Genomic DNA, 16,471 nt, shown 5'->3' on the forward strand with positions numbered 1-16,471 from the left:
TCGAATATGAATTTAGTTCCTACAGTCATTGAGCAAACAAGCCGCGGTGAGCGCGCTTACGACATCTATTCGCGCCTATTGAAAGACCGGATTATTTTACTTGGCAGCCCGATTGATGATAATGTGGCAAACTCCATTGTTGCACAATTATTATTCTTGGCGGCGGAAGACCCTGAAAAAGACATTTCCCTTTACATCAACTCTCCAGGCGGATCCATCACTGCCGGCATGGCCATCTACGATACAATGCAGTACATCAAACCGGATGTTCAAACGATTTGTATCGGTATGGCTGCTTCCATGGGTGCCTTCCTCCTTTCAGCGGGAGCAAGAGGAAAACGTTATGCATTGCCAAACGCGGAAGTAATGATTCATCAGCCACTGGGCGGTGCCCAAGGTCAAGCTACCGAAATCGAAATCGCCGCAAAACGCATTCTCTTCTTGCGTGACAAATTAAACAGATTGTTATCCGAACATACTGGGCAGCCAATCGAAAAAATCGCCCAAGATACTGACCGCGACAACTTCATGACGGCTCAACAGGCGAAAGAATACGGTTTAATTGACCACATTATTTCTTCCAGCGATGACAAATAATAGAGGTGAAAAGGTATCATCCTTTGGGTGATACCTTTTTTTATATTTGGAATCATTAAATGCAGCGAATCCGTTTTTTTCTATCAGAGAGAAAACAATCCAGTTAATACATATTATCTCGTAAATAAAATAACATTGAGAAAGCAGCGGATTTCCCTTTAAGTGGATATCCGCTTTTGTATCAGCATTCCATAATGGTTTTCTAGCATACTAAGAAATAAAAAAACTCACAATTCTCGAAAACCTTCGAAAAATTGCGAGCGTTTTCATTTTTTTTGCAAATTACCCTTCTTTTTGAATGAACGATGATAATCCTTCAATCGCCTCGTTCTCATCATTGCCCTCTGCGATTAATGTGATGGTTGTTCCTCTTGCAATCGCCAAGCTCATAACTCCCATAATGGATTTTGCATTTACTTTCTTTTCATCTTTTTGTAAAAAGATATCGGATTTATAACGGTTTGCTTCCTGGACAAATAACGCCGCCTGCCGCGCTTGCAAACCGTTTTTTAATTTGACCTCCACAGTGGTTTCAACCATTCCTTTGTTACACATCCTTTCTAATCCGTTCATATCATTTTATATTTATCTTATCGAAATTATCTGAAAAGAACAATGCGCCCTATCAATTATTTTATCACTTTTTCCCCGCGGCGAAGTTTTTCTGCTATTTCATCAATTTTTCTTAAACGATGGTTGATTCCGGATTTACTGACCGTTCCTGTCGAAATCATTTCCCCCAGCTCTTTTAATGTGACGTCCTGATGTTCTATGCGCAGTCGCGCCACCTCGCGCAATTTTTCGGGCAGCTTGTCAATTCCGATGGTCTGATCGATATATTTTATATTCTCCACTTGTCTTAAAGCGGCGCCAATCGTTTTATTCAAATTGGCCGTCTCGCAATTGACGATGCGGTTAACGCTGTTTCGCATATCCCGCAGGATACGGACGTCCTCAAATTTCAACATTGCTTGGAAGGCACCGGCCAAACCTAGAAATTCAGAAATTTTTTCCGCTTCTTTTAGATAAGTAATGTATCCTTTTTTCCGGTCAATCGTTTTTGCATTCAAATGGAACTCGTTCATTAAATTGGCCAACGCTTCGCTATGTTCTTTATGCATTGAATAAATTTCCAAATGATAGGAAGATGTTTCGGGATTATTGACTGAACCTCCCGCCAAAAAAGCCCCCCTCAAATATGCCCGTTTTTGCGATTTTGTTTTTAATAACGATTTTGAAAGGGAATGATTGACCTGAAAATCTCCATGCAAAATATCCAAATCTGTCAGGATTTCTTTGGCTCCTTCCCGGATGCGGCAAATGTAAACATTGTTCTTTTTCAACCTCATTTTTTTGCGGACGAGCAATTCCACATTATACGGATAAAGTTTTCTTATAATGGTATAAATTCTTCTTGCGATTGCCGCGTTTTCCGTTTGCACGTCGAAACTCAATTGTTTATTTGAAAAGGAAAGTGTTCCATTCATGCGGATAATGGCGGAAACCTCCGCTTTCAAGCTTTGGTCGTTTGCCTCCACTTGAGTCATTTCTTTTTTCGTTTCCGAAGCAAAAGACATATAAGCCCCCCTCTTTTCCAACTCTGGAATAATCCTTATTTAATATGTTTCGATGAATAATCGATAAGCCATTCTGCAATGGCTTTCCCATCATGGCGCACAACACCATTTTTGATGGTTGCGATATCTTTCTTTATAATCGCTAATCCTAATTTTTGTAATTCTTCTATATTTACTTTGACCGGTTCCGCTTTCTGTTCTTTATAAGTTTCTTTAATGGAGTAGGGTAAATCATTGCTGTTTACCAAAATGGCATCTAAAAATGGCTTGCCAACATGTTCATAAATAGCTTTTACATGATCTGCCGCCTGATACTGATTCGTTTCCCCTTTTTGCGTCATCAAATTGCAAATGTAGATTTTTTTAGCTTTGGAACGAATAATCGTTTCCTGAATTTCTTTTACCAACAGATTTGGGATGATGCTTGTATAAAGACTGCCGGGGCCGATTAAAATCATGTCGGCGCTATTGATGGCTGCTATTGCTTCAGGAAGGGGCTTTACATCTTCCGGAACCAAAAAGACGCGTTTGATCCGCTTATTGGATAAAGAGATTTTGGACTCTCCCTTAACAATTTGGCCGTCCAACAATTCAGCATGCAAATTGACAATGCCATTCGCTGATGGAATGACCTTTCCATTTACGTTCAATACTCTGCTCATCTCGATGATGGCACTGAAAAAATCGCCGGTAATGTCCGTTAATGCAGTAAGCATCAAATTCCCCAATGAATGGCCTCCCAAGTCCTGGGAATTCGAAAAACGATATTGGAACATTTGTTCCAACAATGGTTCCGTATCAGATAAAGCGGCAATCACATTACGTATATCCCCTGGAGGAGGTATATCATAATCATCCCGAAGTCTCCCCGAAGATCCCCCATCATCTGTTACGGTTACAATGGCGGTGATATGAAAGGGATAGAGTTTCAATCCCCTCAGAATGGTTGATAAACCGGTCCCTCCTCCAATCACAACTATATTCGTATTCCCCATTCAAACAATCCTCTCTCTATGAACGAATATCACGGTGGATGACTTCTGTTTGATATTTTTCTTTGAAATATTTCCCGAAATATTCAGTCAGTGTGACAGACCGATGCTGCCCTCCGGTACAGCCGAAGGCAATGACTAATTGCGGTTTTCCTTCTTTAATATATTGTGGAATAATAAAATCAAATAAGTCTTCCAATTTTTCGATTAAAATTTTTGTTTCTTTTGTGTTATAAACATAATCATAAACTTCCTGGTCCAATCCGGTCTTATTTCTCAGTTCTTCTACATAATAAGGGTTATTTAAAAATCTTACATCAAAAACCAAATCCGCATCAATAGGAATCCCGTTTTTGTAACCGAATGAAACCACATTAATTGAAAATTTTGGTTTTTTTGTGAGGGAAAATTCCTCTGTAATACGTTCACGAAGCTCGCGAGGTTTCATTTTTGAAGTATTGTAAATGTAATGGGCTCTCCCTTTTAATTCAGAGAGCATCTCTCTTTCTTTTCTGATTCCTTCCAGAGGCAGACCGCCGGGGGCCAGAGGGTGTTGGCGTCTCGTTTCTTTATATCTGCGGACAAGGGTTTCGTCATCCGCGTCCAAAAATAATACTTTGGTGTTTACATTTTTTTCTTTCTCCAGCATGTCGAGCGCATCGATGAGGGAATTAAAGAACTCGCCGCCGCGCATATCCATCACTGCGGCAATTCTTGAAATTCTTTTTTTCGATTGTTTCATTAATGCCAAAAATGTCGTCAATAATTTAGGCGGCAAATTATCGATGCAATAATAGCCCATATCTTCAAAACTTTGCACCGCCACGGTTTTTCCGGCTCCAGACATGCCTGTAATAATCACTAATTCATATTCGGGAGCTTTTGCGCCTTTTCCGTCTATTTCATCCATGGATCTCATCTCCTTCGAAAAGCTCCATAGAAGATTGATACTTTGCCTCTATCAATTCATAATCTTTTGTATATATGCACGTACCGTACTGAATTCCTTTATTTAATGCGGCAAACAGAAGATTTTTCCGATCGCCTTCCGCCATCGGAAGATGCTCGAGATCTCCGATTGGACGCCATTCCAAAATGCCTTCCCTGTTTTGCTCCATTGGAGTTCCTTCAACCCCATGGGCCACAAAAGTAAACAGCATCCATTCATCAATCACTTGATCATCTTCTTTTATGACAATTGTGTAGACTCCTTTTAAATGGGCATTTTTAGGAGTAACATTTGTCTCCTCCTGAAATTCCCTTACCGCCGCTTCATATATGGATTCGCCGCTTTCCATTTTTCCTCCCGGAGCGACGTACCATCCTCTTCTCGGCTTTTTTAGAAGAAGCACTTGTCCATCCTGTATAGCTAATAAGTTGGCAATTCTTTGCATAAGCGACACCTCAATCTTTGTTACTCCTAATCACTATTATACCGTGACTAGTTCTTTTGGTACAAAATAATACTTATATACAATCTATAATGTATATTTTATGATTAGAAGCTATTTCGTAGAATATTCAAAAAAAAAGTTGTTTCCAAAATGGAAACAACCAAAAATTTAACTAAAGGGGGGTTAAAATGTACTTTTATTATACCCCCATTCCCATGGTAAAAAAAGTTACAATATAGTTAATTTATGATTACCCTTTCTTTACTAATTGCTCTTTCAGCTCTTCAACATAAATTTGCGCGGACTGGGCTGCAATGCTTCCGTCGCCTGTTGCGGTTACGATTTGGCGCAATGTTTTTTCGCGTACATCTCCCGCTGCAAAAATCCCTTTTACAGACGTCTCCATTTTTTCATTTGTCACAATATAGCCATTCTCGTTTAGAATGCCCAGATTTTTAAACGGTTCAGTCAGCGGGGATAAACCAATATAAATAAATACCCCGTCGCATGGCACTTCTTTTTCGGAACCGTCCACCGTTGAAACCAGGGTTACGCTGCCGACTTTTCCATCTTTTTCATTAATTTGTTTGACCGTATGATTCCAAATAAAGTCCACTTTTTCATTCGCAAATGCGCGTTCTTGCAGGATTTTTTGGGCACGGAGTTTATCGCGCCGATGCACGATGGTCACTTTTTCGGCAAAGCGGGTTAAATATACGCCTTCTTCCACCGCCGAGTCGCCGCCGCCGACAACGATTAATTTTTTCCCTTTAAAGAACGCTCCGTCGCATACCGCGCAATAGCTTACACCGCGTCCGCCCAGTTCATTTTCGCCGGGAACGCCCAATTTTTTATGCTCGGCACCTGTCGCGATGATGATGGCACGGGCTTTATATTCTTTTTGCCCTGCTTTGACAACTTTGTACTCTTCCCCGTCAATTACTTCGGTCACATCGCCATAGGCGTATTCCGCACCGAATTTTTTTGCGTGTTCAAACATTTTTGTGGACAATTCAGGCCCCAGAATTGACTCAAATCCAGGATAGTTTTCTATTTCTTCCGTATTGGCCATCTGTCCGCCTGGAATTCCACGCTCCAACATGAGTGTTGAAAGGTTTGCGCGGGAAGTATAAACCGCAGCTGTCATTCCGGCAGGACCTGCTCCGATAATGATGACATCATAAATTTTTTCCTCTGCCATTTCCATTCCTCCTAACTCTCTTTTAATGTAGTCAATGGAATGCAAAACATCAAATAGTTTGCCCTATTCTTCGGCGAATGGCAAAAATTCAAGCAATTGATCCATATATTTCGTTAAGGTTGCCACCGTTATTCCGTGTTTTTCTGCAAACTGTTTTTTCGTTACACGATCGGAACTGATGGTTGAAAAATACATATATTCCACTGCCGCGGCCAATGCCTTCACATTTTTGAACTCATAGCCGCTGAGAAAAGCCCTCTCGCTAAGAACAAACCACATTTGGAACAAGTGCTGTTTTTCAAGGGTCAATGCCTCTATGCCGTCAAAAAGTTCCTCCGCCACGGAGATGAGACGAATAAATATTTTCTCCAATTTATTATTCACATTGAATTCATGATTCAATGCGTAGGCTAAACAAAGCTTTTCCAAGCCGTTATATTTGGATAAATCGATTAATTTCGGATGTGAAATAATTTCCTGTTTAAAGGCGGATTTGCTGAGCAGGAAAAAGCCGAACATCCGGTGGGCCGGATAATCGCTGCTGATTTTTTTGATAATGTAATCCCGGTTTTGTTCAAGGGTAGGAAATTCCGAGGCTTCTTTCTTTTTAATATGTTTCCACGGCTCCATACCGGTTTTTGAAGGATCAATCTGAACCAACATTTCCCATGCCCTTTCCGCCTCTTTCACATGGTTGGAAAAATAGGCGGCCTGGCTTAACCAAAAATAGAAGCCGGAATCATTCGGCGCCATTCTTTTTGTCATGCTATGAAGCCACTTATAGGCCAAATCATACTCTCCGATCAACGCCAGCGTCGCCCCCAGTTTATAACGGCTGTCGAAATCAAATGGATATATCTTTTTCAATACTTCGACCAAATAACGGAGAAAGGCTTCATCTTTTTCGTAATAGGCAATGATCGTCAAATTGCACAATGCGTGCAAATTTCCCGGATTTTCGCGGAGCACATGCCGCAAAATGGCTTTGGATTGCTCCAGATCGCCTACATAAAAGTAAGCCAGGGATAGATTATTATAAGCAGACCAGAGTTCGGGATATTGATCGATCATATTTTCCAGCAATTCAATCGCTTCATGAAATTGGCTTTTTTCCATTAATCGGCGCGCTTTCTCTTGCAAGAGGAATTGCTCATAGGTTTCCTCATCCAAATCATCGATTTCGTTTTGCTCAAAATGAACAAAATCGATGATTTCTTTCGCTTCTAATGCATAAAGACCATTAGGATCAAGCTCCAAATATTTCTCTGCATACTTTTTTGCATCATTCATCAATCCCAAATAACCGGATACTTCGGCCAAATAATAAACATGTTCTGGCTCATCCGGTTCCAGACAATATGCGGTATGAATCAGTTCATAGGCCTTTTCGAAATTTTGGGCGTTCAGTTCCAAAAGCCCATAGTGCATTAACACGTGGGCATCATCCGGACTCAATTCCGCCGCTCTTTTCATATATTTATACGCTCGATCCAGCTGATCCCTTTCCAACGCCTTAATTGCTTTATTGAAATAGTATTCTCCATCTGGAATAAACGAAACAATGTTGTTTTTCTCTTTCTGCTGCTTCTTTTCCAAAATGAACCTCCAAATAAATAAGGAACGTTATAAAAACGTTCCTCTTGATGAATACACCTTATTATATCATATTTCTTGCAATCGTCATTGCAAATAGCGTTTTCAATGATGAATTTATTTTGTATTTTTCGTGCTCTTTCTTTTTTGCTGATGGCGTTCCACAAGCACTCCCAGAACATCGTATACGCTCACTTTTTGTTCTTGCAATAAAACGAGCAAATGATAAAGCAAATCGGCCGCTTCCCATTTCACTTCTTCCGGATTCCGGTTTTTTGCGCCAATTACGACTTCCGTCGCTTCCTCTCCGACTTTTTTGCAGATTTTATCGATGCCTTCCGTAAATAAATAAGTCGTATACGCGCCCTCTGGCATTTCTTCTTCGCGTTTTTTTATGATTTCCACCAGTTCCGGAATAATGCCGACACTGCCCACTTTTTCGTTTTCAAGAATTTTTTCCGTAAAGCAGGAAGTTGTGCCTTTATGGCAAGCAGGGCCAGCCGGAACCACTTCGACCACCAGGGCATCCTGATCGCAGTCGGTTGTGATGGATACGACTTTTTGTGTATTTCCGCTTGTTTCCCCTTTATGCCAAAGTTCATTGCGTGAACGGGAATAGAACCATGTCTCGCCTGTTTCGATTGTTTTATTTAATGATTCTTTATTCATGTACGCAACCGTTAAAACCTCTTTAGTGCGCGCATCTTGTACAACGGCAGGGATTAAACCTTTTTCATCAAATTTTAAACTTTCGATTTCAATCATCTGACACAAACTCCTTTTTCACGTAAATAGGCCTTTACTTCAGGCACGCTTGTTTCTTTGTAGTGGAAAATTGAGGCGGCAAGGGCTGCATCCGCATCAACGTCCTGCAATACTTCCCTGAAGTGTTCCTTCGTTCCTGCTCCTCCGCTGGCAATCACCGGCACTGTGACCGCATCCCGGACAGCTTTCGTCAACTCCAAATCATAGCCGGTTTTTTCCCCATCTTGATTCATGCTTGTAAGCAGGATTTCCCCGGCGCCAAGCTCCACGGCTTTTTTTGCCCACTCCACTGTCGTCCATCCGGTTTTGTTTCGGCCGCCATGGGTATAAACCATCCATGTGCCATCTTCGTCGCTGTACCGCGCATCAATGGCCACCACTATGCATTGGGATCCGAAAAAATCCGCTCCTTCTTTGATTAATTCCGGCCTTTCGATGGCGGATGTATTGACCGATACTTTGTCCGCTCCGGCACGCAAAATCCGTTTCATATCTTCCAATGTGCGGATGCCTCCGCCCACCGTAAAGGGAATGGAAATTTCCGAAGCGGTTTTTCTGACGACATCAATCATCGTCTTTCTGCCTTCATAGGATGCGGAAATATCTAAAAATACGAGTTCATCCGCTCCCTGCTCATCATAATATTTTGCGAGTTCCACCGGATCCCCTGCGTCCCGGAGGCCGACAAACTGTATCCCTTTCACGACCCTTCCGTCTTTCACATCCAAACAAGGTATGATTCTTTTCGTCAACATCTATTTCACCCCTTGCAGCCACTTTTTCAACAGATATACGCCAAATTCTCCTGATTTTTCAGGGTGGAATTGCATGCCGCATACATTGCCATTTTGAACGATTCCGGGAACGGGAACGCCAAAATAATCGGCGGTTGCCACCACTTGTGGGGAGCCGGTGTTGGCATAATAGGAATGGACAAAGTAAACATACCGGTCTTCAGGCAATTCTTCCCCTTCCAGCCATTTCGGAATGGAGTGAAACGTCAATGAGTTCCATCCCATATGGGGCACTCTATATTTTTCGCCTTTCTCTGATATGCCGGAGAAGCGGACCACTTTTCCTTCAAAAAAGCCGAATCCCTTTGTTGGGGTTACCTCTTCACTTTCTTCAAACAACAGTTGCATGCCCAGGCAGATGCCGAGAAGCGGTTTACCGTTTTCCACTTCGTTTCGGATGTACTGGTCCAATCCGGTTTCCCGCAATTTCTTCATCGCATCGGGAAAAGCGCCTACGCCCGGCAAAATGAGGGCATCCGCCTCCCTTAACTCTTCCGGATTGGAAGAAACGATGACTTCCGCATTCAATTTTTTTAACGCCTGAGTGACACTGAACAAATTTCCCATTCCATAATCAATGACGCCGATTTTCATGCGAGTATTCCTTTCGTTGAAGGTACTCCTTTAACCCGTGGATCGATTTGTACCGCATCATCAATCGCGCGGGCAAGGGCTTTAAAGATTGCTTCGATAATATGGTGCGTATTGTGGCCATATGGAACGATGACATGCACGTTCATCCGCGCTTCCAACGCAAATTTCCATAAAAACTCATGCACCAGTTCCGTGTCAAAAGTTCCTACTTTCGGTTTCAGCTCAGGCGCTACACGATATTCCAGATGGGGCCGGTTGGAACAATCCACAACAACCTGGGCCAAGGCATCATCCATCGGAACAAAGGCATTCCCATATCTTCGGATACCTCGTTTATCTCCCAATGCTTCCCTTACTGCCTGTCCCAAAACAATGCCAAGATCTTCAGTTGTGTGGTGATCATCAATATGGGTATCTCCGTTCGCCACAATTTTTCCGTCAAACAAACCATGTTTCATAAATAAATCGAGCATATGGTCCATAAAAGGGACGCCTGTATTGACCTCGGCATTTCCTTCCCCATCCAAATGAAATTCCACTTTGATTTGGGTTTCTTTTGTTGTCCGCTCAATTTGAGCAAAACGTTTTCTTGTCGCCGTCATTTAATTTTCCCCTTTCTTCCAGCCTCGCGATTCAACCGCCCGCGCATGTCCTTCCAATCCTTCCATGCGGGCCAGTCTTGCAATTTTTGGGGCGTTTTCTTCCCATGTTTTTTCCGAGTAATAAACGATATTTGTTTTCTTTATAAAATCATCCACATTTAATCCGCTTGCAAAACGCGCCGTGCTGTTTGTCGGCAATACGTGGTTCGGGCCGGCAAAATAATCCCCGACCGGTTCCGAACTGTATCGTCCAAGGAAAATGGCCCCAGCATGACGGATGCCCTCGCTGACTTTCTCCGCATTTTCAGCGACAATTTCCAAGTGTTCCGGCGCAAGGGTATTGACCGCTTCCACCGCCTGATCCATATTTTCCGCAATATAAATATGGCCGAAGTTTTCAATGGATGCTCTTGCAATTTCTTCCCTAGGAAGTTGTTTCAGCTGTTCTTCCACTTGTTCGCTCACGGCTTTTGCAAGCTTTTCGCTTGTAGTTATTAAAATGGCGCATGCCCGCTTGTCATGTTCAGCCTGGCTCAATAAATCGGCCGCTATTTCATCAGGATAGGCAGTGTCATCGGCCAAGATGCAAATTTCACTCGGCCCGGCAATCATATCAATCGCCACTTGTCCAAACACTTCCCGTTTGGCAAGGGCCACAAAAATGTTTCCAGGACCTGTGATTTTATCGACAGGAGCGATGGTTTCCGTTCCATAGGCGAGTGCCGCAATGGCCTGGGCACCGCCGATTTTATAAATTTCATTCACCCCTAAAATGCTTGCGCATACCAGCACTGCAGGGGGGAGTTTGCCGTCTTTACCGCAAGGGGAAGTGATCACAATGCGTTTTACTCCCGCCACTTGGGCAGGAATGACATTCATCAAAACCGAAGAAGGATAGGCGGCAGATCCTCCCGGCACATACAAACCTACGGAATCCAGCGGAATAATCCGCTGGGCAAGATAGGAACCGTGAGCCAAAGGCAAGGTATAGCCTTCCCTTTTCTGCGCTTCATGATAGTTGCGGATATTGTCCGCCGCTTCTTCCAAATCCTTTTTCAATTGCGGATCGAAATTTTGGAGGGCTTCATTGATTTCTTCTTCTGTCACGCGGAAATCCTCGAGGGAGACCCCATCCCACATTTCCGTGTATTTTCGGACGGCCGCATCCCCATTTTCGCGCACGTCCGCAATCACTTGGCGAACCGTTTTCAGCTGTTCTTCATTCCCGCTTTCGAGCTCTCTTTTTAATGAAATGTTAGTTGTCAACTTTGAAATTTTCATATGTCAACCTTCCCTCTATTTCACGACTTTCTTTAACCGGGATACAATTTCCTGAATGCGCTCATTTTTCATCCGGTAGCTTACCGGATTGGCGATCAGGCGCGAAGAGACATCGGCAATATGCTCATACTCCACCAATCCGTTTTCCTTTAATGTTCTTCCCGTTGAAACAATGTCCACAATGCGGTCGGCAAGGCCGATCATCGGGGCAAGTTCAACAGAACCGTTTAATTCGATGATTTCCACCTGCTCCCCGATGCCTTTGTAATAATTCATTGCGATGTTCGGATATTTCGTTGCGATGCGCGGAGCAATTTCGTCCATTTCGGTATTCGGCAGTCCTGCCGAAGCAATATGGCATTTGCTTATTTTTAAATCCAATAATTCATGGACATTCCGCTGCTGCTCCATTAAAACATCTTTCCCGGCAATGCCGATGTCCGCAACCCCATGTTCCACATAAACCGGAACGTCCATCGGCTTCGCCAAAATAAAGCGGATGTTCTCCTCCGGAATTTCGATCATCAGCTTCCGGGACATTTCCACCTCTTCCGGCAGCTTGAATCCTGCCTCGATCAACATTTGATAAGCTTCTTCAAAAATGCGCCCTTTCGGCATGGCAATCGTTAATTCACTACTCATTGCGTTTCCTCCTGGCTCAAATCGACAACACGACTAAATAGTTTGGTAAATGCTTCTTTGTTGATTAACCCCCGCTTTGATTGGACTGTTACTCGGGCTCCCTGCCGTCTTAACGTTGATGCGAGTTCCAACGCCTTAATGAAATCTTCATCATCAAACAGTACGCAAACCGTTTCTTCCTTCAATTCTTCTTTCGGCAGCACTTCAAGAAGCCGATCGATGCGGATGCTGAAACCTGTCGCCCCTACATCGCTTCCAAACAGATGCAACAAACCATCATACCGGCCGCCGTTTCCTAAAGGGAAGCCGCTTCCGGAAGCGAAAATTTCAAATAACATGCCCGTATAATAATTCATATGGCTTGAAAGGGTGAAATCGAAGGAAACATATTGGGAAAGTCCATAGGCATTAATCAATTTGGACAGTTGTTTCATATATTCGATTCCATCGTTTTTCCGTACATATTTTTCCATGTCTTCAATGGAAGCCAAATTTGTCGCCTCACTGATGAACTCGAGAAGGGCATTCGCTTTCGTCGCCGGCAAACCAAATTCATGCACCGCTTCTTCAAATCCCACATAATTGCGTTCGACAAGCAGAGTCCGCAAAATTTCCCGCTGTTCTTCATGATCGGTATAATCATTTAAAATATCATGCAATACGCCCGCATGGCCGATGGTCAATTTAAATGATTCGATGCCAAATTCCTTCATTAATTCAATCGCTGTAATGAGCACTTCCGCATCGGCGAAAACGGTCTTGTCGCCGATGATTTCAATGCCCATTTGGCCAAATTCCGCCGGTCTTCCCCCTTCCATTTGCTGCGCGCGGAACACATTGGCGGCATAAGCCAGGCGTAGCGGAATTTTTTCCTTTAATAATTTAGAAGTTGCAACCCTCGTAATAGGAGTTGTCATATCCGGACGCAAAACTAAGGTATTTCCTTGACTGTCGACCAATTTGAATAAAGATGCGTCCGATATCGCCGATGCCTTTCCGACCGTATCGTAATATTCCAAAGTGGGCGTTTCAATGAAATCAAATCCCCGAGAACGGAAAACTTCACGGCCGATTCGCTTTGCTCTTTCAATTTTCTCATAAATTCCGGGGAACGTGTCTCTCATTCCTATAGGTTTTTCGAACTTTTTGATTGCTGACATATTCACACATCCTATTAATATACTTTAATATATTAGAGTGTTAGAGAGTTAGAGAATTAGTATATGAAAGCATTGTATCGAACTATCAAAAATTAGTCAATTCATAAACAATATTGTTAGGAAAATTTTTTATTTTTGCGTCCTTTTTATGCATTTGCAACAACCCTTTTCCTATCTACATTTTAACTCGAATTATCTTCAGGAACGCTTTAGAATCCGTCAATTTTTTTAAGTAATCCGCAAAATCGGTGAATGCGCAAAATATCTTCCGGAATATGGAATTATTCATAACGCTGTATGAACATATAAAAAAAGCTGTTTAGAAACCTTTCTAAACAGCCTTGTCCCTCTTCTTTTTCCGTTCAGCCATTTCTTCCGCCGTATAAATGATGCGCATCGGGTTGCCCCCCACCATGGCCCCGGCAGGTACATCCTTATTCACCAAAGTGGCGGCGGAAACAATCGCGCCATCACCGATTTCCACCCCCGGCAAAATCGTTGAATTCGCTCCTATCATAACTCCGTTTCCAATTTTCACATCGCCAAGCCGATATTCATCAATCAGATATTCATGGGCCAAAATGGTCGTATTATAGCCGATAATCGTATTATCCCCGATCGAAATGCGCTCGGGAAACATCGTATCCGGCATGACCATTAACGCCAGGGAGGTTTTCTTCCCGATCTTCATTTTCAAAAATGTCCGGTACAACCAATTTTTTAACCCCATGAACGGAGTAATCCTGCCGATTTGAATAAAAACAAAACATTTCACAACTTTCCAAAACGGCACCGTTTTATATACATGCCATAAAGAGTTTGCGCCTCCTTGAACTTTATACGTTTCAGTTCTCCGCATATTACAACCCCTTCACGATTGTTAATAAATCGGACATGTGATGCAGCATAAAATCCGGATTGAACTGTTTTAAATAATGTTCCCCTTTAATCGACCATGCAACCCCGGCCGTTTTGACTCCCGCGTTTTTACCGGCCAAAATATCATGGTAATTGTCCCCGATCATCAACGTTTTTTCTTTTGGCACCTTCAACCGATCCAACGCCAACAACACCGGCTCCGGATCCGGCTTTACCTTTTTCACATCTTCCAATCCGATCCAGAAGTCAAAGTAATGTTCGGCTTTCATGTATTTAAGCCCGCGTTCAATCGTTTCCTTTTTTTTCGTTGAAACGATTGCCAATTTATGGCCCTCCCGTTTAAGCTGCTCCAATGTCTCGTTGACGCCGTCGAATTCTTTTACGTAAAGATCGTGATAGGCATGATTAAATTGTCGATATTTCGCGATCAACTCATCAGCTTCATTTGGCGCAATTTGCTCAAACGTCTCTTTTAAAGACGGACCAATGAATTTGATGCAATCTTTTGGCGAATATTGCCCGGGAAATCTTTCGTTTAAAACGTGCATAAATGTGCGTATAATCAATTCATTCGTATTCAGTAATGTGCCATCAAAATCAAACAATAATGCTTTCATTCCGACTGAAACACTTCCCTGTTCATTTCCTTCAATTCTGCTTTATTCCAAATAAATGCAACTACCATTGTCAGAGCAAATGCTGTCAAAAGTCTAATTAATAATAAATACAGGATTGGAACCCCTAACGGTGCGAAAATGAGCGTATCCTCAATCACCGCGTGGCAGGCAACTAGGAAGATGAAGCACAGCGTAGCGTCTTTTTTGCTGACCCCGTCTTCCTTGACTGATTGAATCATGACACCAGCGCCATAGGCCAAACCGATGAATAATCCGGCAACCAGCGTCATCGCTGCATTCGGCTGTACACCGATCACTTTCGTCACCGGGGCAAGAATATCTGATAATTTATCTAAAAAAAGATAGTCCCTCAAATATTGGACGACAATCATTAATGGAATGACAATGATTAACAATTGCAATATACCTAACCCTGCTTTCTCCAATCCCAAAAGCAGGATTCCTCCCCAGCCATCCGGATCAGGGGTTTGTGCAGGAACCAGCCCATATTGGGCAATTTCCCCTCCGCCATTCCACAGAAAACGGATTACGATGGCGGAAAGGATCGCCAAACCAAATCTTACGGCAAGGATAATCCAAAGCTTTACCCCCGTCTTTAATGCAACACCGGTTTCAATAAAAATGTTATGGGAGAACGAGAGCATGACAGCAAGTATAAATACTTCTTTGACGGTGAGTTCAACCGACAAAATCCCGGCAATCGCCGCGTATAAATTCAAAAAGTTACCCAAAACAAGCGGGATGGCAGCTTCACCGCCCAGTCCAAGTATTCCCATCAAAGGTGCAATTAAGTCGATCAGCCATGGCAAAACCGGTGTGAATTGTAATATGGTGACCAAGAAAGTAATGGGAAAAATGACCTTGCTTAAAGACCAGGCAGTCTGGCCGCCTGCAATAATCCCCTTTTTTAACGTAGACATTTCCATTTTCCTTTCTACTCATCTAAATACCGGACAACCGGACGAACCTTCCATCGGCGGTAAAATATTGAAACAAAGCCGATAATGATTAATGTGACCGAAACAACTTGCGCAGATCGCAAATCGCCGAACAAATACAGGCTGTCGGTTCTCAAAGATTCAATAAAAAAACGGCCGATGGAATACCAAATCAAATAAGAGAAGAAAATTTCTCCCCGATGCAAATTGGCTCTTCTGAATATTAGCAGAATGATAAGGCCGACAAAGTTCCATACTGATTCATATAAAAAGGTAGGATGGACATATGTGCCCAAATCGTGAATATACATTTGCTCGATAATCCAATCCGGCAAGAATAAATTTTCAAGAAATCCGCGGGAAACCGGACCGCCATAAGCCTCCTGATTCATGAAATTTCCCCAGCGCCCAATGATTTGGCCGATCAGGATGCTTGGAGCCGCAATATCCGCCACTTTCAAAAAGCTTACTTTTTTCACCCGGCAGAATATATACACAGTTAAAACCGCTCCAAATAATGCCCCGTGAATGGCAATTCCGCCATTCCATATTTCAATAATTTTCCCTGGATTGGCACCATAATAATCCCATCTCATAATGACATAGTAAAGGCGGGCGCAAATGATGGAAATCGGCAGCGCCCAAAGCAATAAGTCGCCAAAAAAATCTTCCGGCAATCCCCGTTTTTTCCCTTCGGCCTGTGCCGCAAAATAACCGATAATAATGCCTGTCACTATGATAATTCCATACCATCGCACAGTGATGGGACCAATATTGAAGGCAACCGGATCAATCGCTAACAAAATACTTTCCATAGGAACTCC

At 42.8% G+C, this 16,471-nt stretch carries 19 protein-coding genes; 1 reads left to right on the plus strand and 18 read right to left on the minus strand.

Annotated elements, in window-relative coordinates; genetic code table 11:
* Positions 1 to 6 precede the first annotated feature (6 nt).
* A complete protein-coding gene (clpP, locus tag FKZ59_RS08155) occupies positions 7 to 597 on the plus strand; it encodes an ATP-dependent Clp endopeptidase proteolytic subunit ClpP (protein ID WP_141602264.1) in 591 nt (196 codons plus the stop codon).
* A gap of 282 nt (positions 598 to 879) precedes the next feature.
* On the opposite strand, the gene FKZ59_RS08160 is transcribed toward clpP, so the two are convergent.
* The 18 genes from FKZ59_RS08160 to lgt all read right to left on the minus strand — a co-directional run bounded on the left by FKZ59_RS08160 (position 880) and on the right by lgt (position 16,462).
* Positions 880 to 1,137, minus strand: coding sequence for an HPr family phosphocarrier protein (locus FKZ59_RS08160; RefSeq protein ID WP_141602265.1), 258 nt, complete (start codon positions 1,135 to 1,137; stop codon positions 880 to 882).
* Between the two features lie 89 nt (positions 1,138 to 1,226).
* Complete coding sequence (whiA, locus tag FKZ59_RS08165; RefSeq protein WP_141602266.1) at positions 1,227 to 2,174, minus strand: DNA-binding protein WhiA; 948 nt, start codon at positions 2,172 to 2,174, stop codon at positions 1,227 to 1,229.
* 35 nt (positions 2,175 to 2,209) lie between these two features.
* A complete protein-coding gene (locus FKZ59_RS08170; protein WP_141602267.1) occupies positions 2,210 to 3,169 on the minus strand; it encodes a gluconeogenesis factor YvcK family protein in 960 nt (319 codons plus the stop codon).
* A 16-nt stretch (positions 3,170 to 3,185) separates the two neighbouring features.
* Positions 3,186 to 4,076, minus strand: a complete 891-nt coding sequence (rapZ, locus tag FKZ59_RS08175) for an RNase adapter RapZ (protein ID WP_141602268.1) — start codon at positions 4,074 to 4,076, stop codon at positions 3,186 to 3,188.
* Positions 4,069 to 4,560 (minus strand): NUDIX hydrolase, encoded by a 492-nt coding sequence (locus FKZ59_RS08180; protein WP_141602269.1) that lies wholly within the window; start codon positions 4,558 to 4,560, stop codon positions 4,069 to 4,071. The genes rapZ and FKZ59_RS08180 overlap by 8 nt, the downstream gene beginning before the upstream one ends.
* Positions 4,561 to 4,810: 250 nt before the next feature.
* Positions 4,811 to 5,761: a thioredoxin-disulfide reductase gene (gene trxB, locus FKZ59_RS08185; RefSeq protein ID WP_141602270.1), complete on the minus strand. Its 951-nt coding sequence runs from the start codon at positions 5,759 to 5,761 to the stop codon at positions 4,811 to 4,813.
* Between the two features lie 63 nt (positions 5,762 to 5,824).
* Entirely contained in the window at positions 5,825 to 7,357 is a 1,533-nt protein-coding gene (locus tag FKZ59_RS08190; RefSeq protein ID WP_141602271.1) for a tetratricopeptide repeat protein, read from the minus strand.
* A 114-nt stretch (positions 7,358 to 7,471) separates the two neighbouring features.
* Positions 7,472 to 8,119: a bifunctional phosphoribosyl-AMP cyclohydrolase/phosphoribosyl-ATP diphosphatase HisIE gene (hisIE, locus tag FKZ59_RS08195; protein ID WP_141602272.1), complete on the minus strand. Its 648-nt coding sequence runs from the start codon at positions 8,117 to 8,119 to the stop codon at positions 7,472 to 7,474.
* Positions 8,116 to 8,874: an imidazole glycerol phosphate synthase subunit HisF gene (gene hisF / locus FKZ59_RS08200; protein ID WP_141602273.1), complete on the minus strand. Its 759-nt coding sequence runs from the start codon at positions 8,872 to 8,874 to the stop codon at positions 8,116 to 8,118. The genes hisIE and hisF overlap by 4 nt, the downstream gene beginning before the upstream one ends.
* On the minus strand, positions 8,875 to 9,507 hold the full coding sequence (gene hisH / locus FKZ59_RS08205; RefSeq protein ID WP_141602274.1) for an imidazole glycerol phosphate synthase subunit HisH: 633 nt from the start codon (positions 9,505 to 9,507) through the stop codon (positions 8,875 to 8,877).
* Complete coding sequence (gene hisB, locus FKZ59_RS08210; RefSeq protein ID WP_141602275.1) at positions 9,504 to 10,109, minus strand: imidazoleglycerol-phosphate dehydratase HisB; 606 nt, start codon at positions 10,107 to 10,109, stop codon at positions 9,504 to 9,506. The genes hisH and hisB overlap by 4 nt, the downstream gene beginning before the upstream one ends.
* The gene (hisD, locus tag FKZ59_RS08215; RefSeq protein ID WP_141602276.1) at positions 10,110 to 11,390 is read right to left on the minus strand and encodes a histidinol dehydrogenase; all 1,281 of its coding nucleotides are present in this window, start codon (positions 11,388 to 11,390) and stop codon (positions 10,110 to 10,112) included.
* Between the two features lie 15 nt (positions 11,391 to 11,405).
* Positions 11,406 to 12,032, minus strand: a complete 627-nt coding sequence (hisG, locus tag FKZ59_RS08220; RefSeq protein WP_141602277.1) for an ATP phosphoribosyltransferase — start codon at positions 12,030 to 12,032, stop codon at positions 11,406 to 11,408.
* Complete coding sequence (locus FKZ59_RS08225; protein WP_141602278.1) at positions 12,029 to 13,192, minus strand: ATP phosphoribosyltransferase regulatory subunit; 1,164 nt, start codon at positions 13,190 to 13,192, stop codon at positions 12,029 to 12,031. The genes hisG and FKZ59_RS08225 overlap by 4 nt, the downstream gene beginning before the upstream one ends.
* A gap of 331 nt (positions 13,193 to 13,523) precedes the next feature.
* The gene (locus tag FKZ59_RS08230; protein ID WP_141602279.1) at positions 13,524 to 14,051 is read right to left on the minus strand and encodes an acyltransferase; all 528 of its coding nucleotides are present in this window, start codon (positions 14,049 to 14,051) and stop codon (positions 13,524 to 13,526) included.
* 1 nt (position 14,052) lies between these two features.
* A complete protein-coding gene (gene ppaX / locus FKZ59_RS08235) occupies positions 14,053 to 14,688 on the minus strand; it encodes a pyrophosphatase PpaX (protein ID WP_141602280.1) in 636 nt (211 codons plus the stop codon).
* On the minus strand, positions 14,685 to 15,629 hold the full coding sequence (locus tag FKZ59_RS08240; RefSeq protein WP_141602281.1) for a nucleoside recognition domain-containing protein: 945 nt from the start codon (positions 15,627 to 15,629) through the stop codon (positions 14,685 to 14,687). The genes ppaX and FKZ59_RS08240 overlap by 4 nt, the downstream gene beginning before the upstream one ends.
* Positions 15,630 to 15,643: 14 nt before the next feature.
* Positions 15,644 to 16,462, minus strand: a complete 819-nt coding sequence (lgt, locus tag FKZ59_RS08245; protein WP_141602282.1) for a prolipoprotein diacylglyceryl transferase — start codon at positions 16,460 to 16,462, stop codon at positions 15,644 to 15,646.
* Positions 16,463 to 16,471: the final 9 nt, after the last annotated feature.

The sequence above is a fragment of the Ureibacillus terrenus genome (genome assembly GCF_006569205.1).
Taxonomy (GTDB): Bacteria; Bacillota; Bacilli; order Bacillales_A; family Planococcaceae; genus Ureibacillus; species Ureibacillus terrenus.